Genomic DNA, 25,768 nt, shown 5'->3' with positions numbered 1-25,768 from the left:
AATGGTCGCCTGCCTGAATCGGGTAGGATTGGCGAAAATGTCGCGGCAAGCTCGAAAAAACAAGGAAATCCCGGGTTGAAACTCAGTGATATCGCGCGGTTGGCCGGAGTGTCCGTGACCACCGCCAGCTACGTCATCAACGGCAAGGCCGAACAGCAACGCATCAGCACCGCCACCGTCGAGCGGGTGCGGGCGGTGGTCGATCTGCACGGCTTTACCCCCAATCCACAGGCGGCCGGGCTGCGCAGTCGGCACACCCGGACCCTGGGTTTTATCCTGCCGGATCTGGAAAACCCCAGTTACGCGCGGATCGCCAAACTGCTGGAGCAAGGCGCCCGTGCGCGGGGCTATCAGCTGCTGATCGCCAGCTCCGACGATGCACCGGACAGCGAGCGGCAACTGCTGCAACTGTTCCGCGCCCGACGCTGCGATGCGTTGATCGTCGCCAGTTGTCTGCCGGCCGGTGACGACAGTTATCGCCAGTTGCAGGCCAAGGGTCTGCCGATCATTGCCATCGACCGGGTGATGGATGCCGAGCATTTCTGTTCGGTGGTCAGCGATGACCGCGAAGCCAGCCTGCACCTGACCGAAAGCCTGCTCGACCCGCAGCCGAAACAGATCGTGCTGCTGGGCGCCCGCCCGGAACTGAGCATCAGCCAGGAACGTGAAGCCGGGTTCAAGCAAGCCCTGGCCGGGTTCAAGGGCGAAGTGCTGATCGAACACGCCGAGTCCTTCAGCCGCGAGTGCGGCAAGCAGTTGATGGAAGAACTCCTGCAACGCCTCGGGCATTTGCCGGATGCGCTGGTGACCACGTCCTACGTACTGTTGCAGGGCGTGTTCGACGCGCTGCATGACTTCCCGTTAAAAAACCGCCCGCTGCGCCTCGGCACATTCGGCGACACCCAGTTGCTCGACTTCCTGCCGCTGCCGGTCAACGCCATGGCCCAGCAGCACCAGTTGATCGCCGACAAGGCGCTGGAACTGGCACTCGCAGCGGTCGAGCAATCGGACTATCAGCCTGGCGTGCAAGCCATTGCCCGTACCTTCAAGCAGCGTATTCACCGGGATTGAGCCGTGGAGCTGATCGACAGCCACACCCATCTGGACTTCCCCGACTTCGACGCCGACCGCGCGGCGCTGCTCACCGAAAGCCGCGCCCTCGGGGTGCGGCGAATGGTGGTGCTCGGGGTCTACGAGGGGAACTGGCAGCGGGTGTGGGATCTGGTGCAAAGCGACGCCGATTTGTACGCTGCGTTCGGATTGCATCCGGTCTATCTCGATCAGCATCGGCCTGAAGACCTGCATGCACTGGGCGATTGGCTGACACGGCTGAAGGGTCATCGGCAGCTGTGTGCGGTCGGCGAAATCGGCCTGGACTACTTCATCGAAACCCTCGACCGCGAACGCCAGCAAGCGCTTTTCGAGGCACAACTACAATTGGCGGCAGATTTTGAACTGCCGGCATTGATCCATGTGCGGCGCAGCCATGCGGCGGTGATCGCCACGCTCAAGCGCTTCAAGCTCAAACGCGCCGGCATCATTCACGCCTTCGCAGGCAGCCGTGAAGAAGCGCGGGAATACATCAAGCTCGGTTTCAAACTCGGCCTCGGAGGTGCACCGACCTGGCCGCAGGCGTTGCGCATGCATAGGGTGCTGGCCGACTTGCCGCTGGATTCGGTGGTATTGGAAACCGACTCACCGGACATGGCACCCGCCATGTTCCCCGGCGTGCGCAATACGCCGGCGCATTTGCCGGCGATCTGCACGTCACTCGCCGCTTTGATGAACATCGATCCGGAACAACTGGCCGCCGCCAGTACGGCTAACGCTTGCCAACTGTTTCACTGGTAAACAGTCGGCAGGACACGTCAAACCCGGAACGCGCTGATCAACTGCTTCAACTCGACCACCTGCGCCGACAACGCGCGGCTGGCATCTTCGGTCTGATGCGCACCTTCTGCGGTGCGCTCGCCGGCACGGTTGATCTCGACGATGTTCTGGTCAATGTCGTGGGCCACGGCGGTCTGCTGCTCGACGGCGGCGGCGATTTGCTGATTCTGGTCGACGATCATGCCGACAGCGCCGAGGATGTTTTCCAGCGCCTGCTGGACCTTTTCTGACTGCCCCACCGTGCCGTTGGCCATCTGATGGCTGACGCCCATGGCCTTCACCGCCGCACCGACGCCACCGTGAAGCTTGGCGATCATCTGCTCGATTTCTTCGGTCGATTGCTGAGTGCGTTTGGCCAGCGTCCGGACTTCGTCAGCGACCACGGCAAAACCGCGCCCCTGTTCGCCCGCCCGCGCAGCCTCGATCGCGGCATTGAGCGCCAGCAGATTGGTCTGTTCGGCGATGCTCTTGATCACTTCCAGAACGCGGCTGATCGACTGACTGTCGCTGGCCAACTGGTTGATCACCAGCACCGACTGATCGATTTCGCTCGCCAGTGCCGCGATGCTGCCCTGCTGCGATTCCACCAGTCCGCGACCACTGATGGTTTCGTCGTTCACGCTGTGGGCGCTGCTGACCGCGGCCGCCGCACTGCGTGCCACCTCCAGCGACGTTGCCGACATCTGGTTCATCGCCGTCGCCACTTGTTCGATCTGTGTGCGTTGCCCGGCGACCGCCTGATTGCTTTGCGCCGAAACGTTTTCCACCTGCCCCGCCTGCCGCTCGACCTCGCCAACGGTGTGGCCGACCCGTTCGATCAGGTCATGGATCTTCCTCACCGTACCGTTGAACACTTCGCCCAACTCGCCGAGTTCATCGCGGCTGTTGGCGCGGAAATTCACTGTCATGTCGCCTGCCGCGACTTTATCCATCATGGCGCCGAGGTTTTTCAGGGTGGCGCGAGTCGAGGCGTAGAACCCGCCGTAGAGATAGAAAATCAACACGAACACCACCGACAACGCCACGGCTTGCAGCACCATGTGCGTACGATTTTGCCCCAGGCGCTGTTGCAATTGGGTGTCGAGGAATTTCAGGGTGGCGTCGTTGAGCTGATAGGTCTGGTCCATCAGCCCGGTGACCTGGTCATAAAACCCCTGCCATGGAGCGTCGAGGGTTTCGGCCATCACCACTTGTTCTTCGATCAGTGTGCCGGCCTGTTTCAGCGATGCCTTGCTGGCATCGGCCGGTGCACTCAGGGAATCACGGGCGGCTTTGCTGGAGCCCAGCGCGTCCTGCAATTTCAGGCCATATTCGGCCTGAAGTTTTTCGATCTGCACCAGCAACTCGTCGAAGCGGGTGCTCGACGAACTGTTGAGAAAGCCCTGGCCCAATGAATACGAGCCCATCGCCCGACCTTCGCCCAAGGCCTGGGTGACGGCCGGCGTGGTCGCGGTGATCAGCTCGCTGAGCTGGCGTATGTCGCTCTGATTGTCGCGACTCAATCCGGCCTGACTGGCCACGATCTGGCTGAAAATCTGCGCATTGCCCAGCAGTTTGCCGATCAGCGCACTTTTGCTTTGCAGGGAGTTTTCCGCTTGCTGGGCCTTGAAGGCGGCGATCATTTCATCGCGCTTGGTCTCGAAGAACTTGATCTGCTCCGGATCCTCGGTCATGGGCGTCAGCCCTTGCAGGCGCGCCAGGACGTTTTGCTCAAGGCTGGTGATCTGCGCCTCGACATTGCCGGCCTTGCCGGACTGGCCGAGGGTGACGTTGATCTGCACCAGATTGTTGAGGGTTTCCAGATCCCGGCGCAGGTTCAGGCTGCTGCCCAGCAGATCTAGGCTCTGCAGCTCCACCCGGGTGCCCTGGAATTCACGGTAGGAATCGCGCACCAGATAGAAATTGGTCACCAGCATTGGCACCAGGAACAGCACGCTGATCAGGCTGAACTTCATGCCGAAGCTCAAGCGGTTCATCAACGAGACGGCGGGATAGAGCAAGCTCTTCACTGGAAGTCTCCCTTGGTTTTTTCTTGTTTTTATTGGCAGGCGCGGGGCGACAGCAGATAGCCACTATCGGGCGCCATCTCTGTATAGCTCAAATCGAAGGGAGGTTTTGTAACTTAAGGTTAACGAGGAGGATTGCCCCCCTCGTCACTTGAACGGCCTACGCCAGCACTGTCCACAGGGCAAAGCCGGCATACCAAAGCACCGCCGCCCGCAGCAGCAGTTCCCACAGGCAGTCGAGGGTGTTGATGCCTTCGGGACCGACAGCGGCCGGCGGGATTTCCCCGGCAGCCAGCCCGACCTTGTTGATCAGTTGCGCAGCGCTGATGTTCCAGTTCAGCAGTTCGTGCAGCATCACCCGGCTGACAGCGACGAAGTTGCCGACCAGAGCAAGACTCGCCGCCAGCAGGCGTACCGGCACCCAGTCGAAGGCGTGGCGCAGTTGCCCTGCCCGTTCCGCCACCGCCGGGTTCTGGGCGTTTTCTTCCGCCAGCGCCAGCAAGCGATAGCTCAGCGCCGCGACCGGGCCGAGCAGGAAGTACCAGAAAATCACCGCAAAGAAACTCTGGTAGGCCTGCCACAACAGATGCCGTTGCACTTGCTCCAGCAATTGCTCGCCGCTTTCGGCGCAGATGTTCAGATCACGCTTGGCCACATGGCCGGCGGCCTGCAGATCCTCACGGCGCCAGGCGTCGCGAAACGGCCCTAGTTCGCCGAGCAGATCGCCGCGCCCCAGGCTGTAAATCACCACCAGCAAATGCACCGGCAACGCCAGCAGACCATAGGCCACCGGCTCCAGTACCAACAGCAGCAAGCCCAGCAACGCCACCGGCAGCAGCACCAGAACAATCAGCACCAGCCACGGCTGTTTCGCCAGCCCACCGGTTTCAAGCTTGTGCAGTTCGCGGATCCATCCGCCATCGCCTTGAACCCGTTGGCGCAGGGCCGAGAACTTCTCGATCCATACCGCCAGCAGTAACACCAGAAAACTCATTGTCCTTCCTCTTGTGCCAGGGCGGCGCGGTAGCGTGCCCAGTCGAATGCGGGTCCGGGATCGGTCTTGCGTCCCGGGGCGATGTCGCTGTGCCCGCAGATGCGCTCGACGGTGATCGCCGGGAACGCCGCCTGTATCTGCCGGGTCAGCACGGTCAACGCCTGGTACTGCGCATCGGTGAACGGCAGATCATCGGTGCCTTCCAGCTCGATGCCTACGGAAAAATCGTTACAGGTTTCCCGTCCCTCGAACACCGAAACGCCGGCATGCCAGGCACGCTCAAGACAGGAGACAAACTGGGTGACCTTGCCGTCACGTTCGATCAGAAAATGCGCAGACACGCGCAGGTCGGCGATCCCGGCAAAGTAGGGATGTTCCGTGACATCCAGACGATTCTGGAAAAATTCCTGCACCTTGCCGGTGGCGAACTGCGCCGGTGGCAGGCTGATGTTGTGGATGACCAACAGGGAGACTTCGCCCGCCGGGCGTTCATTGAAGTTGGGCGAAGGGCAGACCTGCACCCCGTGACACCACCCGCTTGCGGGATCCAACTGCATACCGATTCCTTCAACGCCGACTGTGTTGGCGACCAGTATGCCGTGATCGGCCCCCGGCGCGCGATCACTTGCCGCGATTGAGCCGCCGCAGATTGCCGATTACCGACTCCAGCGCACGGTCGAACAACAAGGTGTCGTCCAGCGTCCGCACCGCGCCGCGACGGAATGCCAGGGCCAGTTCAGTGCGGTCGCGCTCCAGCACTTTCATCCCGGTGCGGTCGACGAACACGTACTTGTTGGTGGCCTCGATGATCGCCGCCAGCTTGCAGCGCAGGGTGTGTTCTTCGTCTTCTTCGAACGCCACCCAACTGCCCAGGCGCAACTGATCGACCTGACGCAAACCTGCGTCGTCGGCCGGCAAACGCGCCGGCGTGCGTGGCTGAAGGCCATCGTCGGCCATCTGCAAGACAATCGCCTGCGACACTTCAATCATTTCCGGCAATGCGGTTTGATCCGGCTCGCTGGACGGTTCGAGCAGGCGCACATGCAGCGCTTCCAGTTCACTGAAGAAGCCGCTGGTGGCAAACGGATCGAAGGCCGAACTGCTCAGGCCGTCGCGCAATGACTTGAGCAACCCCGGCACTAGCGCCAGCAGACGCAGACCGGCTTCGGCGTCGTCGTGGCGCTGCACGCTCCAGATCAATTGCTCCATGGTCTGCACGTCGGCCTGCCACTCGGCAGACTGATCGCCGTGCTTGAGGCAGGTCAGCAGCAAAACCTTGCTCCAGGCCTCCTGCACGAACGTCACCACCGACGGTGGCAGGACTTTGCCCAGCAGGCCCTGGTTCAGCGCCTGCTCGACACGCTGGCGGGCCAGTTCGGTTTTCGCCCGGCCCTCTTCGGCATCGCGTAAACGCTGTTCAAGCAATTCGCTGCGACGGCGTTCGTCACTGGTGAACGCGAGGAAGTCCGCCAGCAACTCGGAAAAAATCGCCGGGTCATCGTCGAAATCCGTCAGCAGGCGCTGCACCACTTGCTCGATGCGCAGGTACAGGCTGTCGCGCGCATTGCCGTCACACTCGCCCCAGCCCATCGCCGCTTCGGCGATTTCATTGAGCAGGCGACGCGCCGGGTGGCTGCTGCGGCTGAAGAAGCTTTTGTCGATCACCGCGACCTTCAACATCGGGATCTGCAACCGGGCGATCAGTGCCTTGAGCGAATCCGGCAGATTGCGATCATCGAGGATGCAGTCGAAGACCATCGCCACCAGATTGATCACGTCCTCGTCCGCCCCGCCGACGATTCGTGACTTGCCGCTGCGCACGCTGACCCGGGTCAGCAACTGTTCAAGCTGATGGCGCAGATCGAAATCGTCCTGCACCGCCAGCGCCGGCACGTATTGCTGCAGGTGCGAGAGCAGGCGCAGCAGGTCGCGGGTGGAAATCGGCTGCGCCGGAGCGCTGGGTTCCAGGGTCGGCGCAACGGTGCCGCGCACGTGCAGCAGCAACTCCTGCAACGCGGCGAATACCTCCTGCACGCCCGCATCGGTCTGGGTTTTGTCGACGCCCTCGAATTCGCTCTGCACGCTAGCCACGGCCTGATCGATGGCGCGACGGGCCGGTGCCGGCTTGAGCTCGGGCAACACGCCCGTGGCGATCAGCAGTTGATTGGCTTCGGCGTAGAGTTGATCGGTATCGGCCAGCACATACCGCTCGAACAGTTTGAGCAGGATCAGTTTGACCTTGATCTCCACCCCCAGATTGCGCCCGGCCTGCAGGAAGTATTCGCAAAGCATCGCCGGGCCCAGCGGGTTGTATTGATCGTCCAGGGTCTTGCCCAACAGCGCATTGAATCGCGCGGTCAGTTGATCGAGGGCGAACCCGTCGCGATTCAGCACGCGGCCGACCATGGTCTCGACCGCGACGTTGCGCTCCATGTCATCGGTGCGCGCGGTAGTGTCCTCATGCTGCAAGGCGTGAGAAAGGACGGTGGGGACGGGATCGAATTGAGTGAGGCCGACAAAGGCTTCGAAAAATTGCTCGAGAAAGCCGCGCTCGATGTTCTTGCGCTTGAGGCGCAGGTCGCGCATGGCTTCGAAGAAAATGTTCTGTTCGACGTCGTTGCGTGCCCGGTCGGCCATTTCGAACAGGGTGTCGTCGGCGTTATCGAACAGTTCCTGCAAACCGTTGCGCAGGCGCTGGGCAGCCTTGTCGCGAACCTGAAGCAGAATCACAGGCAGGCGGGCGAGCGGCGAGTGAGTCGCCTGATCGGTAGTGGCCTTGTGCAGAGGCACTACATTCCCGTCGTTGTGCATCCAAGCCTCCTGAAACGGTGATTTGCCGACGTCAAACTCATGGCGTCAAATGCAAGGCGGATTATCTTGCAAAAGATGTCCCCGGCGCCAGAGCCGTCAGGGTTTCCCCTATGCGCCGACACCTTGCAGTGACCACGACAGAAACGGGTTTGCTCAAAGAAAATCGACCGGATGCAGCGCTGCGTGGCTGTTCTCGCCTTGGGTTGGCCGACGCCATGCCCCTATAATCGGGCCACTTAGTTTGTGGAGCCCGTTATGCCGAATCTACGTCTCGCCGATTTGACCGCCGAAATCGAAGCCAACGTGCGCCGTGCGTTGCTCGAAGACATCGGCAGCGGCGACATCACCGCGCAACTGATCCCGGCCGAACGCCTGGCCAAAGCCACCATCATCACCCGCGACGCCGCCGTCATCAGTGGCACAGCCTGGGTCGATGCGGTGTTTCGTCAGCTCGATCCACGGGTGGCGGTGCATTGGCAGGTGCGCGATGGCGAACGGGTTTCGCCGAATCAGCCGCTGTTCCATCTGGAAGGCCCTGCCCGTTCGCTGCTGACCGGTGAGCGCAGCGCCCTGAACTTCCTGCAATTGTTGTCAGGCGTAGCGACCCGCGCGCAGTACCTGGCGGACTTCGTTGCCGAGACTTCGGTGAAACTGCTCGACACCCGCAAGACCCTGCCGGGCCTGCGTCTGGCGCAGAAATATGCGGTCACCTGCGGCGGCTGCCATAACCACCGCATCGGCCTGTACGACGCGTTCCTGATCAAGGAAAACCACATCGCCGCCAGCGGTGGCATCCCGCAGGCCATTGCCGCTGCACACAAGATCGCCCCGGGCAAACCGGTGGAAATCGAAGTGGAAAGTCTGGAGGAGCTGAAGGAGGCGCTGGCCGCCGGTGCCGACATCATCATGCTCGACGAACTGAGCCTCGATGACATGCGCGAAGCCGTACGCCTGAACGGCGGCAAGGCAAAACTGGAAGCCAGTGGCGGCATCAACGAAAGCACGCTGCTGCCGATCGCACAGACCGGGGTGGATTACATCTCGATCGGCGCGATGACCAAGGATGTGAAAGCCGTGGACCTGTCGATGCGCCTGAGCATTTAAGGGCAGCGGCAAGATGCGAGCTACAAGCTGCAAGCCAAAGCGGTTGTGCTTTTACTTGTAGCTTGCGGCTTGTAGCTGGCAGCTCTCGTCAAACGACGAGATTGTTCATCTCGCAGTACTCTCCCCACTCGACGCCCAACACTTCGGCCGCTTCCTTGTGCAGCTCCAGGCGCTTGGCTTCGAACTCTTCAGGGGTGCTGGTGTACTTGAGGGTCAATTCCCAGGGTTGCAGGCCCTGGGCTTCGGCTTCGTCTTCGAACGCCCTCTGGATCTGGTCCTTCTGCTCATCGGGACTCAGATCCTTGATCTCGTCCATCAGCTCAGACGCATCAAGCTTGTACTTTTCCAGCGCTTGTTCGTGGCGTTGCTCTTGAGTTAACTCGGTCATGGCGTTCTCGCTGATCATAAGAATGGAAGATGGATGTGGATCATCAAGGATCTCTCTGACGCGGACTGTCCGGCCTTCGGAACCATTCGGGATCATCTGAAAACTGCTAAGCGATGCTCATGCAGGCACCGAATATAGGACGTTTGCATGACGAATTACACGGCTCTTTACATCTCTCCCACAAAAAGTTGACCTGTGGAACATAAATGCCGGTTCAAAAGGATTGGGGAGAGGTGGTGCCCGAGACAGGAATCGAACCTGCGACCTTCGCGTTACGAGTGCGCTGCTCTACCGGCTGAGCTACACGGGCGGTGGGCTAAACCTAGCACTGGTCTTGCAGGTCGGCAACTTCGTCGAATGACTCGATATTTCACGGACAAAAAAATGCCCCGCCGTTTTCACGGCGGGGCATTTTCATTGCGCTAGGACTGCGGGGTGATTAAACGCCCGAAGCCTTGGCAGCTGCCACGTCTTTGATGGACAGCTTGATACGGCCGCGGTTGTCCACGTCCAGTACCAGCACTTCCACTTCCTGGCCTTCTTTCAGGATGTCGGTCACTTTCTCTACGCGAGCGTCGCTCAGCATCGAGATGTGAACCAGACCGTCCTTGCCCGGCAGGATGTTGACGAATGCGCCGAAGTCGACGATGCGCTCAACCTTGCCGACGTAGATCTTGCCGATCTCGGCCTCTGCGGTGATCCCCAGAACGCGCTGACGTGCTGCTTCAGCCGCTTCCTTGGTTTCACCGAAGATCTTGATCGAACCGTCGTCTTCGATGTCGATCGAAGCCTTGGTCTCTTCGCAGATCGCACGGATGGTCGCGCCACCTTTACCGATAACGTCACGGATCTTGTCGGTGTCGATCTTCATCGCGATCATGGTCGGAGCGTTGGCCGACAGTTCGGTACGCGACTGGCCGATGATCTGGTTCATCTGACCGAGGATGTTCAGGCGCGCTTCCAGGGCTTGGCCCAGAGCGATTTCCATGATCTCTTCGGTGATGCCCTTGATCTTGATGTCCATCTGCAGCGCGGTCACACCTTTGGCGGTACCGGCAACTTTGAAGTCCATGTCGCCCAGGTGGTCTTCGTCACCCAGGATGTCGGTCAGAACAGCGAATTTCTCGCCTTCTTTAACCAGACCCATGGCGATACCGGCAACCGGCGCCTTCATCGGAACACCAGCGTCCATCAGGGCCAGGGAAGCGCCGCAAACGGAAGCCATCGAGCTCGAACCGTTGGACTCGGTGATTTCCGATACCACACGGATGGTGTACGGGAACACGTCAGCGGCTGGCAGCATGGCCGAAACCGAACGACGGGCCAGACGGCCGTGACCGATTTCACGACGACCGGCGCCACCCATGCGACCACACTCGCCCACCGAGAACGGAGGGAAGTTGTAGTGCAGCATGAACGGGTCTTTTTTCTCGCCTTCCAGGGTGTCCAGCAGTTGTGCGTCACGGGCGGTGCCCAGCGTCGCGACTACCAGAGCCTGGGTTTCGCCACGGGTGAACAGTGCCGAACCGTGGGTCTTCGGCAGAACGCCGACTTCGATGTTCAGCGGACGTACGGTGCGGGTGTCGCGACCGTCGATACGTGGCTTGCCGTTAACGATGTTTTCGCGAACGGTGCGGTATTCGATTTCGCCGAAAGCGGCTTTGACGTCGGCAGCCGAAGGTTGGCCTTCTTCACCGGACAGCTTGGCAACAACCTGGTCACGCAGCTCGCCCAGACGCGCATAACGGTCGGCCTTGATGGTGATAGTGTAAGCCTGGGAGATCGCTTCGCCGAACTCGGAACGGATAGCAGCCAGCAGCTCGGTGGCTTCTGGAGCAGGTGCCCAGGTCCAGGTTGGCTTGGCAGCTTCGGCAGCCAGTTCTTTAACCGCGTTGATTACGACCTGGAACTCGTCGTGAGCAAACAGTACCGCGCCCAGCATCTGGTCTTCGGTCAGCTCTTTGGCTTCCGATTCAACCATCAGCACGGCGTCCGAAGTACCGGCAACAACCATGTCCAGGCTCGAGGCAGCTTGCTGCTCGTAGGTCGGGTTCAGCAGGTAGCCGGTGCTTTCGTGGAAAGCCACGCGAGCGGCGCCGATCGGGCCGTCGAACGGAATACCGGAGATCGCCAGGGCTGCCGAGGTACCGATCATCGCAGCGATGTCCGGATCGGTCTTTTTGCTGGTGGAAACGACGGTGCAGACAACCTGCACTTCGTTCATGAAACCTTCCGGGAACAGCGGACGGATCGGACGATCGATCAGTCGGGAAGTCAGGGTTTCCTTCTCGGAAGGACGGCCTTCACGCTTGAAGAAACCGCCAGGGATCTTACCGGCAGCGTAAGTCTTTTCCTGGTAGTGAACGGACAGAGGGAAGAAGCCCTTGCCCGGATCGGCTTGCTTGGCACCGACTACGGTCACCAATACGCTGACGTCGTCGTCAACGGTGACCAATACTGCGCCGGAGGCCTGACGGGCGATACGGCCAGTCTCGAGGGTAACGGTCGACTGACCGAACTGGAATTTTTTGATTACCGGGTTCACGGTGTCCTACCTTCTTTGTGGCTCTTGGGGGAACTGGTTTCTTGCGAAATTCTTGGGCAATGCCGGGAATCGGCCCGACGCCTGTCCAGGGTAAAACGTGTATCCAGATAAAACTTGAGGCTGGGAGCCTGCCGGACGCCGGCGGAAACCCGCTGACATCTGACAGACAACCAACCTCATAGCGCAATCGCTGATTAGCGACGCAGACCCAGGCGAGCGATCAGAGCGCTGTAACGGCTCACGTCCTTGCCTTTCAGGTAGTCCAGCAGCTTGCGACGCTGGTTAACCATGCGGATCAGACCACGACGGGAGTGGTGGTCTTTACCGTTGGCCTTGAAGTGACCTTGCAGTTTGTTGATGTTGGCGGTCAGCAGTGCAACTTGCACTTCTGGCGAACCAGTGTCACCAACAGCTTGCTGGTAGTCGGCAACGATTTGAGCTTTTTCTTGAACGTCGAGAGCCATGAGGCAATCCTTTTATCAGGAAACCGTTTCAAAAACAGTTTCAACAGGCCAGGGACAAATCCCTGTATCTATAAATGAGTAGTGACCGTGCCTGTTGACAGCCACACTCGCCGGCCTGCTGTTACACAGACCGGTTTCCGGTCATTCTGACCGAATCAGTCGACGCGGCGCGATGCGCCCGTCTTCGCTCACTTCACCGATACCGATGAAGCGACCGTTGTGATCCTGTACCCGCACCATGCCGAACTTCGGAGCATCCGGGGCACGCACCGGCTGGCCGTTGAGCCAGTAGAACGCGCTCGCTTCCGAGAACTGCAGCAACGGCCAATCCTGCAGGCCGCTGTCCGATGGCATCAGGAAGCGGTCGACCGCTTCGTTGCCGCCTTCGGCATGTACCGCTTCCAGCTCTTCGAGGGTCACGGTCTGCGCCAGGGTGAAAGGCCCGGCCTGGGTACGACGCAGTTCAGCGACGTACGCACCACAACCGAGTTGCTCACCGATATCCTCCACCAGGGTGCGAATATAGGTGCCCTTGCTGCAATCCACCGCAAGACGCGCAGTATCGCCTTCGAAGGCCAGCAATTCCAAGCGCGCAATAGTAACAGAACGCGGTTCGCGCTCCACTACTTCGCCTGCACGGGCCAACTTGTACAGCGGCTGGCCATCACGCTTGAGAGCGGAGTACATCGGCGGTATCTGACTGATTTGCCCACGAAATTTCGGCAGAACCGCTTCAACTTCGGCCTGACCAACGGTCACCGGACGCTCCTGCAAAACCTCACCTTCGGCGTCCGCCGTGGTGGTGGTCTTGCCCAGTTGCGCCAGGGTTTCGTAACCCTTGTCGGAATCGAGCAGATACTGCGAGAACTTGGTCGCCTCGCCAAAGCACAGCGGCAGAACGCCGGTGGCCAGGGGATCGAGACTGCCGGTGTGACCGGCCTTCTCGGCGTTGAGCAACCAGCGGACCTTCTGCAACGCGGCGTTGGAGGTGAACCCCAGCGGCTTGTCGAGCAGGATGATGCCGCTGACGTTACGACGGATACGTTTGACCTGAGCCACCGAGTTACTCCTTGGTGTCTTCGGGTTCTGCCGCAGCCACGTGCTGATTGTCCTCAGCCACGGCGCGCTCGATCAGGGCCGACAGGTGCGCACCCCGCACGACGCTTTCGTCGTAGTGGAAGTGCAATTGCGGCACGCTGCGCAGCTTCATTTCGCGGGCCAGCTGCATGCGCAGGAAACCGGCGGCAGCGTTGAGCACCTTGATGCTTTGCGCGATGTCTTCAGCGTTGTCCTGCCCCATCACGGTGATGAAGATCTTCGCGTGACCGACGTCACGGCTGACTTCCACAGCGGTAATGGTGACCAGACCGACGCGCGGGTCTTTGACTTCACGACGGATCAGTTGGGCCAGCTCACGCTGCATCTGATCGCCGATACGTTGGGTACGGCTGTATTCTTTTGCCATGATTTGTTACCTGTTACTGCCCCGCGGTGAAACCCGCAAGGTCTGAAAGCGGCAAACGCCCGGCCTGACAAAAGCCAGACCGGGCGTTGCGTTTAGAGTCCTGACGCCGTGCCGCGCACTTGCATGCGGCGGCCCGACGTGGCCCTTGAAGTGCGCGAGTCAGAGGCTGCGAGCAACCTGAACCTTCTCGAAGACTTCGATCTTGTCGCCGACTTTGACGTCGTTGTAGCTCTTCACGCCGATACCGCACTCCATGCCGGCACGTACTTCGGAAGCGTCATCCTTGAAGCGGCGCAGGGATTCCAGCTCGCCTTCGAAGATAACGATGTCTTCACGCAGTACACGGATCGGACGGTTACGGTGAACAGTACCCTCGATCACCATGCAGCCGGCGATGGCGCCGAACTTAGGCGAACGGAACACGTCACGGACTTCGGCCACACCGAGGATGTTCTCGCGAACGTCGCTGCCAAGCATGCCGGTCAGGGCTTTCTTGACGTCTTCGATGATGTCGTAGATCACGTTGTAGTAACGCATGTCCAGACCTTCCTGCTCGACGATCTTCCGTGCGCCGGCATCGGCACGCACGTTGAAGCCGAACAGTACAGCGTTGGAAGCCAGTGCCAGGTTGGCATCGGATTCGGTGATACCACCGACGCCGCCACCGACCACGCGCACTTGCACTTCGTCGTTGCCCAGGCCGTTCAGAGCGCCCTGCAAGGCTTCCAGCGAACCACGGACGTCGGATTTGAGGACGATGTTGAGCGTCTTCTTCTCTTCCTGACCCATGCTTTCGAAGATGTTTTCCAGCTTGCCGGCGTGAGCGCGAGCCAGTTTGACTTCGCGGAACTTGCCTTGACGGAACAGAGCCACTTCACGGGCTTTCTTCTCGTCGGCAACCACGCTCATCTCGTCGCCAGCGTCAGGCGTACCGTCCAGGCCGAGGATCTCGACCGGAATGGCCGGGCCCGCTTCCTTGATCGGCTTGCCGTTCTCGTCGAGCATGGCGCGCACGCGGCCATAGTTCGAGCCGACCAGCACCATGTCGCCTTGACGCAGCGTACCGTCCTGAACCAGAACAGTCGCCACCGGGCCACGGCCCTTGTCCAGACGCGATTCAACCACGACACCACGGCCAGGAGCCGATGGAGTGGCAGTCAGTTCGAGGACTTCGGCTTGCAGCAATACAGCTTCAAGCAGTTCGTCGACGCCGGTACCCATCTTCGCGGAAACCGGAACGAATGGAGTGTCGCCACCCCAGTCTTCGGAGGTCACGCCGTGGGCCGACAGTTCGCTACGGATGCGATCGAGATCTGCACCCGGCTTGTCGATCTTGTTCACCGCAACTACCAGCGGAACGCCAGCAGCAACAGCGTGCTGAACAGCTTCGATGGTTTGTGGCATCACGCCGTCGTCCGCCGCAACCACCAGGATCACGATGTCCGTCGCCTTGGCACCACGGGCACGCATGGCGGTAAACGCGGCGTGACCAGGGGTGTCGAGGAAAGTGACCATGCCGCGTTCGGTTTCAACGTGGTATGCACCGATGTGCTGGGTGATACCGCCGGCTTCGCCAGCAGCTACCTTGGCACGACGGATGTAGTCGAGCAGCGAGGTCTTACCGTGGTCAACGTGACCCATTACGGTCACAACCGGCGCACGAGGAACTGCTTCACCTTCGAACTTCAGGGACTCGGCCAGGGAATCTTCCAGAGCGGTGTCGCTGACCAGGGTCACTTTGTGGCCCAGTTCTTCTGCGACCAGCTGGGCAGTTTCCTGATCCAGTACCTGGTTGATGGTGGCCGGGGTGCCCAGCTTGAACATGAACTTGATGATTTCGGCAGCCTTGACCGACATCTGCTGGGCGAGATCGCCAACAGTGATGGTTTCGCCGATCTTCACTTCACGCACGACAGGGCCGGTCGGGCTCTGGAAACCGTGGGCGTTGCGTTTCTTCAGCTTGGCCTTGCCGCGACCGCCGCGACGGAAGCCATCGCTTTCTTCATCGGTAGTGCGTGGCGCCACACGTGGAGCCGGAGCCTTTTCCTTGACCGATGCGCGATGCGGAGCGTTTTTGCGCTCGCCATCACCACCGCCACGACGGTTGTTGTCGTCGGCACGTGGTTTGTCCGGACGGCGCTGTTCGTCACGCTTGCGAGTGTCGGCAGCTGGGGCAGCAGCCACAACCGGCGCGGCTTCGCGCACTGGTTCGGCCACTGGCGCAGGTGCAGCGACGGCTTCGGCAGGAGCGGACGGCGCAGCAGGCTGGCGACGCGCTTCTTCTTCGGCGCGAACGCGGGCTTCTTCTTCAGCCTTCTGACGGGCAGCATTTTCTACTGCGCGACGTTCATCCAGTTCACGCTTGCGCTCGGCTTCGATTTCTTCCGGGCTACGCTGTACGAAAACTTTCTTCTTGCGGACTTCAACGCTGATGCTTTTGCTGCCAGCCACACGCAGGGTGCTGGTGGTTTTACGCTGCAGCGTGATCTTGCGTGGTTCTTCCACTTTCGCCTTGTGGCTGCTTTTCAAGTGGGTCAGCAGGGATTGCTTCTCACTGTCAGTCACATTTTCTTCGGCGGCGGTGTGCGGCAGACCTGCCTCACGCATCTGCTGCAACAGGCGCTCTACCGGTGTTTTGACCTCATCGGCCAGTTGTTTCACCGTGACTTGCGTCATGCACTTCTCTCCTCAGGCCGCGCCTAATTACTCGAACCAGTGGGCTCGGGCGGCCATGATCAACTTGCCGGCACGATCATCGTCAATGCCGTCGATGTCGAGCAGGTCGTCAATAGACTGCTCGGCCAGGTCTTCGCGGGTAATTACGCCGCGCACCGCCAGTTCCATCGCCAAATCCTTGTCCATACCCTCAAGCGAGAGCAGGTCTTCGGCCGGATGGGCGTCTGCCAGCTTTTCCTCAGTAGCGATGGCTTTGGTCAACAAGCGATCCTTGGCACGAGCGCGAAGCTCGTTGACGATGTCTTCGTCAAAGCCGTCGATGTTGAGCATTTCTTCCAACGGTACGTAGGCAATCTCTTCCAGGCTGGTGAAGCCTTCGTCTACCAGCACCTGAGCCAGCTCTTCGTCGACTTCCAGCTCGTCGATGAAGTTGCGCAGGATGTCGCCGGTTTCCGCTTGTTGCTTAGCCTGGATGTCCGATTCGGTCATCACGTTCAGGGTCCAGCCAGTCAGCTGGCTCGCCAGACGCACGTTCTGACCACCACGACCGATGGCCTGAGCCAGATTGTCTGCGCCAACGGCGATGTCCATGGCATGGGCATCTTCGTCAACGATGATGGCCGCCACTTCTGCCGGCGACATGGCATTGATCACGAACTGAGCCGGGTTGTCGTCCCACAGGACGATATCGACACGCTCGCCACCCAACTCGCCCGACACGGCCTGGACGCGCGAACCGCGCATACCGATGCACGCGCCTTGCGGGTCGATGCGTTTGTCCTTGGAGCGGACAGCGATCTTGGCACGCGAACCCGGATCACGGGATGCGGCCATGACTTCGATCAGGCCTTCAGCGATTTCCGGCACTTCGATACGGAACAGCTCGATCAGCATTTCCGGCGCGGTACGCGACAGGATCAGCTGAGGGCCGCGGTTCTCGGTGCGGATTTCCTTGAGCAGCGCACGCAGACGCACGCCAACACGGAAGGTTTCGCGAGAGATGATGTCTTCACGGGCCAGCAACGCTTCAGCGTTATTACCCAGGTCGACGATCACGTTGTCGCGGGTCACTTTCTTCACGGTGCCGGAGATGATTTCTCCCAGGCGCTCGCGATAAGCGTCAACCACTTGAGCGCGCTCGGCTTCGCGCACTTTCTGCACGATGACCTGCTTGGCGGTCTGCGCAGCGATGCGGCCGAACTCGATGGACTCGATCTTTTCTTCAACGACGTCGCCAACCTTGGCGCCAGGGTGCGTTTCAGCAACCTTGCTCGGCCAGGTTTCGATGGCCGGATCATCGAGATCATTCTCTTCGACGACCGTCCAGCGACGGAAAGTTTCGTAAGAACCGGTGTGGCGGTTGATTTCCACACGCAGATCAACTTCGTCTTCAAAACGCTTTTTGGTAGCAGTGGCTAGAGCCAGCTCCAGCGCTTCAAAAATTACGCTTGCCGGTACACCCTTTTCATTGGATACCGACTCAACAACCAGCAGTACTTCTTTGCTCATCGTACGCCTCGCCTTTCGCAAGCCATTGGATCCGCGGGATCCGCGTCTCAGTCAAAACTGGGAATAATGTTGGCCTTGTCGATCATATCGATCGGCAACAGGAACTCATGGTCATCTACCTGCACCACGACGTCCTGCTCTTCTACACCGCGCAGAAGGCCCTGAAAGTTGCGTCGACCTTCGAAAGGCGAGCGCAGCTTGATCTTCACTTGTTCACCGACATATTTGGCAAACTGCTCAAGAGTGAACAGTGGGCGTTCCATGCCTGGCGAGGAAACTTCAAGGGTGTATTCAACGGAGATCGGATCTTCAACATCCAGCACACCGCTGATCTGACGGCTGACGATGGCGCAATCGTCCACCAGTACGCCGCCTTCCTTATCGATATAAACGCGCAACATTGAGTGGCGACCTTGAGCCGAAAACTCAATACCCCAGCATTCATAGCCTAGGGCCACGACCACCGGGGCCAGCAAGGCCTGCAACTCTTCTAGCTTGCTCGACACCTGAACCCCCTCGTGCATGTATGTGCATGCTATGCAAAATAAAAAAATGGGCGAAACGCCCATCCTTGAAACGCCGTCGAACAGCGGCGTCGAAAGTGTCCAGCTAACAAAAAGCCCCTTAAAAGGGGCTCCTTAAACTGGTTGCGGGGGCCGGATTTGAACCGACGACCTTCGGGTTATGAGCCCGACGAGCTACCAGACTGCTCCACCCCGCGACAAAGCTGGGGCGGAAGTATACGACCGATCCCTTATAGGGTCAATGTAACCTTCCACCTGCAAGAAAGCCCGCAACAGCGGGCTCTCCTGACTAATTGGTACCGAGAAGGGGACTCGAACCCCTACACCCTATGGGCACAACCACCTCAAGGTTGCGTGTCTACCAATTCCACCACCTCGGCAATACTACGTTTGAAACTCTTCTTACTTCTGCTCTTGAGCTGGAGGTACGTCAGTCGCTGGAGTAGCCGACTTTTGCTCTTGAAGCACCGGGACATCATCAGAAGCCGGTTGTTGCTTTGGAACTTCCAACACTGCCGGGTTTGGCAAACCTGCTTGAGTCAGCTGATGAGCCTTCTCTTTAGCAAAGTATCCTAACCCCAAGCTGGTTATGAAGAAACCGGCGGCAAGTATAGCAGTAAACTTACTAAGAAAGGTAGAGGAACCTTGGCTTCCGAACACAGTATTTGAAGCACCTGCTCCGAAAGACGCGCCAGCATCCGCACCTTTACCCTGCTGCAGCAAAACCAGAGCAACTACGCCCAATGCACCCAGCAGATGAAAAACGACTACGACTGTTTCCAGCATTTTTTCAGTTTCCCGCGGCGCGACAAATCGCACCGAACTCATCTGCATTCAGGGAAGCTCCACCAATGAGCCCCCCATCGATATCCGGCATGCCGAACAGTTCGACCGCATTGGCCGCCTTCACGCTGCCGCCGTATAGAAGCCGCACACCTCGTGCCACTTCAGAATTCTCTGCCGCCAACTGCTCGCGAATGGCTTTATGCACATCCTGAGCCTGTTGCGGCGTTGCAGTCAGTCCAGTACCAATCGCCCAGACCGGCTCGTAAGCGATCACTGCGTTGGCAAAAGCACCGACACCCAGCTCCTCGATGATACTGCCCAGCTGACGCCCGACAACCTCAAGAGTTTTTCCGGCTTCACGCTGCTCCAGGGTCTCCCCTACGCACAACACCGGAATCAAGCCACATGCCTGTGCCGCTGCGAACTTGCGATTCAGCATTCCGTCTCGCTCGCCCATGATCTGACGGCGTTCGGAGTGCCCGACAAGCACCAGGGAACAACCTGCATCCACCAACTGACTCGGCGCAATCTCGCCCGTCAACGCACCTTGCATGGATTCCACCGCAGAGTTCTGCGCACCGACCGAAATCGATTTGCCTTTCAAGCCATCAATCACTTGATTGATATACAAGCAAGGCGGGAATACCGCGACATCAACACCGCTTGGCAAGGCCAGATGACGAAGGCCGTTGATCAGCTCAGCGACGCTGGCGCGGGTACCGTGCATCTTCCAGTTACCAGCTACCATAGGGCGACGCATGCTGTACCTCGTCGGTCAAAGTGGGCGCAGATGTTACCCAACACAATCAAGGCTGGCAAGCCGAATCAGGCAGAAACTTCAGTTACCAGTTTTGCCAGTTCTTCGGCATAGCCACGAACCTGGGTTTCGTCCTCACCTTCGACCATCACACGCACCAGAGGCTCTGTCCCGGACTTGCGCAAAAGCACACGGCCACGACCCGCCATCGCCTCGGTCACACGCTTGCTGGCTTCCTTGACAGCCGGATGATCAAGCGGGCTGTCGCCACCGCCGAAACGTACATTGATCAGCACCTGAGGACACTTGCGCAGGGCCTGGCGCGTTTGCGCCAAACCTTCGTTACGGGCTTTCAACGCCATCAACACCTGCAACGCCGCGATGATCGCATCGCCAGTCGTCGTGTGATTGAAGCAGACGACATGTCCGGAGTTCTCGCCCCCGACCAGCCAATCACGCTCCAGCAATTCGGCAATCACATAGCGGTCGCCGACATTTGCACGCACAAAAGGAATACCCAGATCCGCCAGAGCCAGCTCCAGACCCAGATTGCTCATCAGCGTACCGACCACCCCCCCCTGCAACTTGCCTCGCTCATGCAGATCGCGCGCAATAATGAAGATCAGCTCATCGCCATCAACAATCGCACCCGTGTGATCAACCATCAACACCCGGTCGCCATCGCCGTCGAATGCGATCCCCAGGTCAGCGTGCTCCGACAGCACCGCCGCCTGCAACTGCCCCATGTGAGTGGAGCCACAGTTGTCGTTGATATTCAGACCATTGGGCTGCGCGGACAGCACCACGACTTCGGCACCCAGCTCACGGAAAACGCTCGGTGCGACCTTGTAGGTTGCTCCGTGTGCGCAGTCGATGACAATTTTCAGGCCAGAAAAACTGGTACCCGTCGGTACAGAACTCTTGCAGAACTCGATATAGCGACCGGACGCATCATTGATTCGCGAAACCTTGCCGATCTTGCTCGACTCAACGACCGTCATCGGCGTATCGAGCAGCTCTTCGATCATCAGCTCCAGCTCATCAGGCAGTTTGGTACCTCTGCCGGAGAAAAACTTGATGCCGTTGTCGTCATGCGGATTGTGCGATGCGCTGATCACGATTCCGGCCTCGGCCTGGAATGTACGCGACAAATAGGCGATGGCCGGAGTCGGCATCGGACCGAGCAGCATCACATCAGCACCTGCGGAAGTCAGGCCGGCCTCAAGGGCCGACTCGAACATGTAGCCGGAAATCCGCGTGTCCTTGCCGACCAGCACCTTGCAGGCGCCCATCTTGCGAAAGGCCATGCCGGCAGCCCAGCCGAGCTTGAGCATGAAGTCAGGAGTAATCGGATATTCCCCGACACGACCACGAATGCCGTCAGTACCAAAATATTTCTTGCTCATAAGTGCTCCATCATTCTTATTCGGCTGATTCCACGGCTGCGAGCATTCGCACCACGTCCACCGTTTCCGCCACATCATGGACGCGCAATATACGCGCACCCTTCACCGACGCCAGTGCAGCCAGTGCCAAACCACCGTATAGACGCTCGCCCACCGGGCGATTCAATGCGTGACCGATCATGCTTTTGCGCGAAACGCCCACCAACAGTGGCCGCCCCAGCGCATGCAGGGCTTCCATATGCTTGAACAAGCTTAGATTGTGCTGCAGGGTTTTGGCGAAGCCGAAGCCCGGATCAAGAATGATCCGCTCGGCCGGAATACCTGCCACCTCACACTGAGCCATGCGCTCGGCGAGAAATTCGCCCACTTCCCGGGTGACATCCTGATAACGCGGATCATCCTGCATGTCGCCAGGCTCGCCGAGCATATGCATGAGACATACAGGCAACCCGGTGGCAGCAGCAGCATCCAACGCGCCATCCCGCCGTAGCGAACGAACGTCGTTGATCAAACCGGCACCCAACCGCGCTGTTTCGCGCATGACCGCCGGAGTGGACGTATCGACCGATATGACCACATCCAGCTCGCGGTTGATCAGCTCAACGACAGGAGCGACACGTTCCAGCTCCTCCAATGGAGAAACCGCCCGCGCGCCGGGCCGGGTTGACTCCCCACCCACATCGATCAGCGTTGCACCCGCCGCAACCATGGTTTCGGCATGACGCAAGGCCGCATCGAGCTGGCTGTATCGGCCACCGTCGGAAAATGAATCGGGAGTGACATTGAGAATGCCCATGACATGCGTCCGGGCCAAATCAAGAACCCGGTTGCCGCAAGGCAACCGGGTCAGGGACTGTACAGAAGTCATTTCAAACCTTAAACGTCGGCAGCCGGACCGCCAATCGGTGTTTCCGGACGCTCGCCCTGAATGACAGGAGGCGTACCAGTACCGGTACCGCCCGACCAGTCGCGAGGCTCGCGAGGTGTACGACCGGCCATGATGTCGTCGATCTGTTCGGCATCGATCGTCTCGTACTTCATCAGGGCATCCGCCATGGCATCGAGCTTGTCGCGATTGTCCGTAAGGATCTGCTTGGCGGTGCCATAGCACTGATCGATGATGCTGCGCACTTCGGAGTCGATCAGCTTGGCTGTCTCACCGGAGAAGCTCGCATTCTGACCGCCACCGCCGCGACCGAGGAATACTTCACCCTCTTCTTCGGCGTACATCAACGGACCGAGTTTTTCCGACAGACCCCACTTGGTCACCATGTTCCGCGCAATCTGACTCGCGCGCATGATGTCGTTGGATGCACCTGTGGTCACACCGTCGAAGCCCAAAGTCATCTCTTCAGCAATACGGCCGCCGTACAGCGAGCAGATCTGACTGATCAGCGCACGCTTGGACAGACTGTAGCGATCCTCTTCCGGCAGGAACATGGTCACACCCAGCGCACGACCGCGCGGGATGATCGACACCTTGTAGACCGGATCATGCTCGGGCACGACGCGACCAACAATGGCGTGGCCTGCTTCGTGATAAGCGGTGTTCTGCTTTTCCTTCTCGGACATGACCATGGATTTGCGCTCGGCGCCCATCATGATCTTGTCTTTGGCCAGTTCGAACTCTTTCATTTCGACGATGCGCTTGCCGGCACGGGCGGCGAACAGCGAAGCCTCGTTGACCAGGTTCGCCAGATCGGCACCGGAGAACCCCGGAGTACCACGTGCGATAACGGCCGGAGCAACGTCGTCACCCATTGGCACTTTACGCATGTGAACCTTGAGGATCTGCTCACGACCACGGATGTCCGGCAAACCAACCACCACCTGACGGTCGAAACGACCAGGTCGCAGCAACGCAGGGTCCAGCACGTCAGGACGGTTGGTCGCAGCGATGACGATGATGCCGTCATTCATTTCGAAACCGTCCATCTCGACCAGCAACTGGTTGAGCGTCTGTTCGCGCTCGTCGTGACCGCCACCCATGCCCGCACCACGATGGCGACCAACGGCGTCGATCTCGTCGATGAAGATAATGCACGGAGCGTGTTTCTTGGCCTGTTCGAACATGTCACGAACGCGGCTGGCACCGACACCTACGAACATTTCGACGAAGTCGGAACCGGAAATGGTGAAGAACGGCACTTTGGCTTCGCCGGCAATCGCCTTGGCCAGCAAGGTTTTACCGGTACCCGGAGGGCCGACCATCAGCACGCCGCGAGGAATGCGGCCGCCCAGGCGCTGGAACTTGCCCGGATCACGGAGGAACTCGACCAGTTCGCCCACTTCTTCCTTGGCTTCGTCGCAACCGGCAACGTCAGCCAGGGTGGTTTTCACCTGATCTTCGGACAGCAGACGCGCCTTGCTCTTGCCAAAGCTCATCGGCCCGCCCTTGCCGCCCGCACCGCCCTGCATCTGGCGCATGAAGAACATGAACACCGCGATGATCACCAGGATCGGGAAGCTGGCCACCAGAAGCTGGGTCCAGATGCTTTGCTGCTCAGGCTGCTTGCCTTCGACTACAACGTGGTTGTCGACAAGATCGCCGATCAGGCCATTGTCCTGGATTGCCGGACGAATGGTCTTGAAGCTGTCGCCATCGTTGCGCTTGCCGGTAATCACGTAGCCGTCGACGGCCACGCGCTCGACCTTGCCATCCTTGACCTGCTGGATGAAGTCGGAATAGTTGAGGGTCTGCGGCTCGTTAGGGCTGGAGAAGTTGTTCATCACCGTCACCAGGACAGCCGCGATGATCAACCACAGGATCAGATTCTTTGCCATATCGTTCAATTAACTACCCTCTGAAGCAAGCTCCGCTACTGGCGCGCGCTTCGCATGATATTCACCGGCCTAACTTACTACATTACCTACAGCTCTGGCAGGCGCCGTCTGTAACCCTTTGTGAAACACTTTCTACACAATATTCGCTTATGCGCGCGGGGCGAAATACGAAAAACCTATCACCCCGCCAAAAAACCTCGTTTTACTCGCTACGACCGCGATAGCCCCAAGCCAGCATGTACTGCTCGCGAGAGCTGCCACGAGAGGAGTCCGGCTTGATCATCTGGATCTTGTCGAACTTCTTTCGAGCATCCTTCAGGTAAACATCGAACCCTTCGCCCTGAAAAATCTTGATCACGAAATTGCCACCCGGCTTGAGAATCCGCTCCGCCAGATCAAGCGCCAGCTCGCAAAGGAACATGGCTTTTGGCATATCCACTTCAGGCGTACCACTCATATTGGGGGCCATATCGGAAATCACAAGGTCCACCTGCGAATTACCCACAGCCTCAAGGATCTGAGCGAGCACTGCATCCTCGGTGAAGTCACCCTGAATGAAAGTCACGTCCGGAATGCTGTCCATTTCCAGGATGTCCGAGGCGATCAATCGCCCCTGACCACCGATCAGCCGGCTGGTGACCTGCGACCAGCCGCCAGGCGCCGCGCCGAGGTCGACGACGTTCATGCCCGGACGGATCAGTTTGTATTTCTCCTGGATCTCCAGAAGCTTGTAACTCGCACGCGAGCGGTAGCCATCCTTCTGCGCTTGCTTCACATAGGGATCATTGACATGTCTTTTCAGCCAACCAAGGCTTGTCTTGGAACGCGCCATTGGGCACCTCGTTGATTAGGGTCGTGATTAATTGGGCGGATCCACGAGCCCTCGGGTAAAATGGCCGCCATTTTACAGAATCCAGACGAAAGGGTCAGATTATGCCGCTCACTCCAGAGCAGAAGAAACAGTACAAATCCATTGGCCACCACCTGAAACCAGTTCTGACTGTGGCTGACAACGGTTTGACTGAGGGTGTTCTAGCCGAACTCGAACGCGCATTGGCAGATCACGAGCTGATCAAGATCAAGCTCAACATCCTCGATCGCGAGGCGCGCCTGGCGTCCGTTGCAGAGCTGTGCAAGACCGGCAAGGCCGATCTGGTGCAAGTCATCGGCAAGATGGCACTGATTTACCGCAAGAACTTCAGCGTCAACAAGCAGCTGTCGAACGTCCATCGCTTCAAGTGATGGCGAGGGTCAAGGGTGTGCTTCGCGCACCCTGCCACTCCATCCCGGCACCGGCTGCAATACCAGCACCAACCCGGAAAAACCCAACACAAGAAAGCTGAACACCTGCCAGCGCTGCGCATCCGGCCAGCCGACACGCACTGCGACAAACATCGCACACGCATACAACGCCATCAGCAACACCTGCCCGCGAAAATCCCGCCATAGACTGGCAAGGCCCTCGGCCTGTACCAGCACCAAAGCCTGAAATATCACACACGCGACGGCAAAACCCACTACCGCCACTTCAAACGTACTTGCAACTTCGTCGATCAGCAGCGGAGCCAGGCCAATCCGACCCAGCACCGGCCGCAGACCGAGATGTACCAACCACAGGCCACCGACCCACAACATCTGGGCCAGTTGCCAGAGCATCGC

General features: G+C 59.3%; 23 protein-coding genes and 3 tRNA genes. 4 read left to right on the top strand and 22 right to left on the bottom strand.

The window, feature by feature from the left end; all coding sequences use genetic code 11:
• Positions 1-75 precede the first annotated feature (75 nt).
• Positions 76-1,071: a catabolite repressor/activator gene (cra, locus tag EIY71_RS12340; protein ID WP_108559555.1), complete on the top strand. Its 996-nt coding sequence runs from the start codon at positions 76-78 to the stop codon at positions 1,069-1,071.
• Positions 1,072-1,074: 3 nt separating this feature from the next.
• On the top strand, positions 1,075-1,851 hold the full coding sequence (locus EIY71_RS12335) for a TatD family hydrolase (RefSeq protein WP_102687351.1): 777 nt from the start codon (positions 1,075-1,077) through the stop codon (positions 1,849-1,851).
• A gap of 17 nt (positions 1,852-1,868) precedes the next feature.
• Here EIY71_RS12335 and EIY71_RS12330 read toward each other — a convergent pair whose 3' ends face one another.
• The 4 genes from EIY71_RS12330 to EIY71_RS12315 all read right to left on the bottom strand — a co-directional run bounded on the left by EIY71_RS12330 (position 1,869) and on the right by EIY71_RS12315 (position 7,701).
• Positions 1,869-3,899 (bottom strand): methyl-accepting chemotaxis protein, encoded by a 2,031-nt coding sequence (locus EIY71_RS12330; RefSeq protein ID WP_134021838.1) that lies wholly within the window; start codon positions 3,897-3,899, stop codon positions 1,869-1,871.
• Positions 3,900-4,056: 157 nt separating this feature from the next.
• Positions 4,057-4,890: a regulatory signaling modulator protein AmpE gene (ampE, locus tag EIY71_RS12325; RefSeq protein ID WP_134021836.1), complete on the bottom strand. Its 834-nt coding sequence runs from the start codon at positions 4,888-4,890 to the stop codon at positions 4,057-4,059.
• Positions 4,887-5,447 carry a 1,6-anhydro-N-acetylmuramyl-L-alanine amidase AmpD gene (gene ampD, locus EIY71_RS12320; protein ID WP_011332414.1) on the bottom strand — a complete coding sequence of 187 codons (561 nt, stop codon included), beginning with the start codon at positions 5,445-5,447 and terminating at the stop codon, positions 4,887-4,889. The genes ampE and ampD overlap by 4 nt, the downstream gene beginning before the upstream one ends.
• Positions 5,448-5,511: 64 nt before the next feature.
• Positions 5,512-7,701, bottom strand: coding sequence for a DUF1631 domain-containing protein (locus EIY71_RS12315; protein WP_134021834.1), 2,190 nt, complete (start codon positions 7,699-7,701; stop codon positions 5,512-5,514).
• A gap of 255 nt (positions 7,702-7,956) precedes the next feature.
• Here EIY71_RS12315 and nadC point away from each other — a divergent pair, with 255 nt between their 5' ends.
• Positions 7,957-8,805 (top strand): carboxylating nicotinate-nucleotide diphosphorylase, encoded by an 849-nt coding sequence (gene nadC, locus EIY71_RS12310; protein WP_007953729.1) that lies wholly within the window; start codon positions 7,957-7,959, stop codon positions 8,803-8,805.
• An 88-nt stretch (positions 8,806-8,893) separates the two neighbouring features.
• Here the strand turns inward: nadC and EIY71_RS12305 are convergent, their stop codons facing one another.
• From EIY71_RS12305 to rlmE, 17 genes are all read right to left on the bottom strand, one after another.
• The gene (locus EIY71_RS12305; RefSeq protein ID WP_134021832.1) at positions 8,894-9,193 is read right to left on the bottom strand and encodes a DUF6388 family protein; all 300 of its coding nucleotides are present in this window, start codon (positions 9,191-9,193) and stop codon (positions 8,894-8,896) included.
• Positions 9,194-9,427: 234 nt separating this feature from the next.
• A tRNA-Thr gene (locus EIY71_RS12300) sits at positions 9,428-9,503 on the bottom strand.
• Between the two features lie 129 nt (positions 9,504-9,632).
• The gene (gene pnp, locus EIY71_RS12295; RefSeq protein WP_011332410.1) at positions 9,633-11,738 is read right to left on the bottom strand and encodes a polyribonucleotide nucleotidyltransferase; all 2,106 of its coding nucleotides are present in this window, start codon (positions 11,736-11,738) and stop codon (positions 9,633-9,635) included.
• Positions 11,739-11,932: 194 nt separating this feature from the next.
• Complete coding sequence (gene rpsO, locus EIY71_RS12290; protein WP_011332409.1) at positions 11,933-12,202, bottom strand: 30S ribosomal protein S15; 270 nt, start codon at positions 12,200-12,202, stop codon at positions 11,933-11,935.
• 141 nt (positions 12,203-12,343) lie between these two features.
• Positions 12,344-13,261 carry a tRNA pseudouridine(55) synthase TruB gene (gene truB / locus EIY71_RS12285; RefSeq protein ID WP_129972371.1) on the bottom strand — a complete coding sequence of 306 codons (918 nt, stop codon included), beginning with the start codon at positions 13,259-13,261 and terminating at the stop codon, positions 12,344-12,346.
• A 4-nt stretch (positions 13,262-13,265) separates the two neighbouring features.
• On the bottom strand, positions 13,266-13,667 hold the full coding sequence (gene rbfA / locus EIY71_RS12280; protein ID WP_007953741.1) for a 30S ribosome-binding factor RbfA: 402 nt from the start codon (positions 13,665-13,667) through the stop codon (positions 13,266-13,268).
• Between the two features lie 159 nt (positions 13,668-13,826).
• Positions 13,827-16,343, bottom strand: a complete 2,517-nt coding sequence (gene infB / locus EIY71_RS12275) for a translation initiation factor IF-2 (protein ID WP_007953742.1) — start codon at positions 16,341-16,343, stop codon at positions 13,827-13,829.
• A gap of 27 nt (positions 16,344-16,370) precedes the next feature.
• Positions 16,371-17,852, bottom strand: coding sequence for a transcription termination factor NusA (gene nusA, locus EIY71_RS12270; RefSeq protein WP_003221546.1), 1,482 nt, complete (start codon positions 17,850-17,852; stop codon positions 16,371-16,373).
• A gap of 47 nt (positions 17,853-17,899) precedes the next feature.
• Positions 17,900-18,358 (bottom strand): ribosome maturation factor RimP, encoded by a 459-nt coding sequence (gene rimP, locus EIY71_RS12265; RefSeq protein WP_039769696.1) that lies wholly within the window; start codon positions 18,356-18,358, stop codon positions 17,900-17,902.
• A 138-nt stretch (positions 18,359-18,496) separates the two neighbouring features.
• Positions 18,497-18,573: transfer RNA gene (locus EIY71_RS12260), tRNA-Met, on the bottom strand.
• A gap of 97 nt (positions 18,574-18,670) precedes the next feature.
• Positions 18,671-18,756: transfer RNA gene (locus tag EIY71_RS12255), tRNA-Leu, on the bottom strand.
• A 22-nt stretch (positions 18,757-18,778) separates the two neighbouring features.
• Positions 18,779-19,162 (bottom strand): preprotein translocase subunit SecG, encoded by a 384-nt coding sequence (secG, locus tag EIY71_RS12250; protein ID WP_011332406.1) that lies wholly within the window; start codon positions 19,160-19,162, stop codon positions 18,779-18,781.
• Between the two features lie 4 nt (positions 19,163-19,166).
• Complete coding sequence (gene tpiA, locus EIY71_RS12245) at positions 19,167-19,922, bottom strand: triose-phosphate isomerase (protein ID WP_007953744.1); 756 nt, start codon at positions 19,920-19,922, stop codon at positions 19,167-19,169.
• Positions 19,923-19,987: 65 nt separating this feature from the next.
• Positions 19,988-21,325, bottom strand: a complete 1,338-nt coding sequence (glmM, locus tag EIY71_RS12240; RefSeq protein ID WP_085746884.1) for a phosphoglucosamine mutase — start codon at positions 21,323-21,325, stop codon at positions 19,988-19,990.
• Between the two features lie 16 nt (positions 21,326-21,341).
• A complete protein-coding gene (gene folP, locus EIY71_RS12235; protein WP_085746883.1) occupies positions 21,342-22,193 on the bottom strand; it encodes a dihydropteroate synthase in 852 nt (283 codons plus the stop codon).
• Between the two features lie 8 nt (positions 22,194-22,201).
• Complete coding sequence (gene ftsH, locus EIY71_RS12230; protein ID WP_011332403.1) at positions 22,202-24,109, bottom strand: ATP-dependent zinc metalloprotease FtsH; 1,908 nt, start codon at positions 24,107-24,109, stop codon at positions 22,202-22,204.
• A gap of 202 nt (positions 24,110-24,311) precedes the next feature.
• On the bottom strand, positions 24,312-24,941 hold the full coding sequence (rlmE, locus tag EIY71_RS12225) for a 23S rRNA (uridine(2552)-2'-O)-methyltransferase RlmE (protein ID WP_007953751.1): 630 nt from the start codon (positions 24,939-24,941) through the stop codon (positions 24,312-24,314).
• A 101-nt stretch (positions 24,942-25,042) separates the two neighbouring features.
• Here rlmE and EIY71_RS12220 point away from each other — a divergent pair, with 101 nt between their 5' ends.
• Entirely contained in the window at positions 25,043-25,351 is a 309-nt protein-coding gene (locus tag EIY71_RS12220) for a YhbY family RNA-binding protein (protein WP_007953753.1), read from the top strand.
• Positions 25,352-25,360: 9 nt separating this feature from the next.
• Here the strand turns inward: EIY71_RS12220 and EIY71_RS12215 are convergent, their stop codons facing one another.
• Positions 25,361-25,765: an MFS transporter gene (locus EIY71_RS12215; protein ID WP_085746882.1), complete on the bottom strand. Its 405-nt coding sequence runs from the start codon at positions 25,763-25,765 to the stop codon at positions 25,361-25,363.
• Positions 25,766-25,768 lie beyond the last annotated feature (3 nt).

The sequence above is a fragment of the Pseudomonas sp. CH235 genome (assembly GCF_004368175.1).
In the GTDB taxonomy this organism is placed as follows: Bacteria; Pseudomonadota; Gammaproteobacteria; order Pseudomonadales; family Pseudomonadaceae; genus Aquipseudomonas; species Aquipseudomonas paraglycinae.
The sequence above is the reverse complement of the archived record's forward strand: the minus strand, read 5'-3'. Positions and strand labels throughout refer to the sequence as shown.

Bases quoted from the DNA above. Each gene is read 5' to 3' on its own strand.
- ampE (WP_134021836.1), bottom strand. From the start codon at position 4,890: ATGAGTTTTCTGGTGTTACTGCTGGCGGTATGGATCGAGAAGTTCTCG.
- ampD (WP_011332414.1), bottom strand. From the start codon at position 5,447: ATGCAGTTGGATCCCGCAAGCGGGTGGTGTCACGGGGTGCAGGTCTGC.
- EIY71_RS12315 (WP_134021834.1), bottom strand. From the start codon at position 7,701: ATGCACAACGACGGGAATGTAGTGCCTCTGCACAAGGCCACTACCGAT.
- nadC (WP_007953729.1), top strand. From the start codon at position 7,957: ATGCCGAATCTACGTCTCGCCGATTTGACCGCCGAAATCGAAGCCAAC.
- EIY71_RS12305 (WP_134021832.1), bottom strand. From the start codon at position 9,193: ATGACCGAGTTAACTCAAGAGCAACGCCACGAACAAGCGCTGGAAAAG.
- rpsO (WP_011332409.1), bottom strand. From the start codon at position 12,202: ATGGCTCTCGACGTTCAAGAAAAAGCTCAAATCGTTGCCGACTACCAG.
- rbfA (WP_007953741.1), bottom strand. From the start codon at position 13,667: ATGGCAAAAGAATACAGCCGTACCCAACGTATCGGCGATCAGATGCAG.
- infB (WP_007953742.1), bottom strand. From the start codon at position 16,343: ATGACGCAAGTCACGGTGAAACAACTGGCCGATGAGGTCAAAACACCG.
- nusA (WP_003221546.1), bottom strand. From the start codon at position 17,852: ATGAGCAAAGAAGTACTGCTGGTTGTTGAGTCGGTATCCAATGAAAAG.
- secG (WP_011332406.1), bottom strand. From the start codon at position 19,162: ATGCTGGAAACAGTCGTAGTCGTTTTTCATCTGCTGGGTGCATTGGGC.
- tpiA (WP_007953744.1), bottom strand. From the start codon at position 19,922: ATGCGTCGCCCTATGGTAGCTGGTAACTGGAAGATGCACGGTACCCGC.
- glmM (WP_085746884.1), bottom strand. From the start codon at position 21,325: ATGAGCAAGAAATATTTTGGTACTGACGGCATTCGTGGTCGTGTCGGG.
- folP (WP_085746883.1), bottom strand. From the start codon at position 22,193: ATGACTTCTGTACAGTCCCTGACCCGGTTGCCTTGCGGCAACCGGGTT.
- ftsH (WP_011332403.1), bottom strand. From the start codon at position 24,109: ATGGCAAAGAATCTGATCCTGTGGTTGATCATCGCGGCTGTCCTGGTG.
- rlmE (WP_007953751.1), bottom strand. From the start codon at position 24,941: ATGGCGCGTTCCAAGACAAGCCTTGGTTGGCTGAAAAGACATGTCAAT.
- EIY71_RS12220 (WP_007953753.1), top strand. From the start codon at position 25,043: ATGCCGCTCACTCCAGAGCAGAAGAAACAGTACAAATCCATTGGCCAC.
- EIY71_RS12215 (WP_085746882.1), bottom strand. From the start codon at position 25,765: ATGCTCTGGCAACTGGCCCAGATGTTGTGGGTCGGTGGCCTGTGGTTG.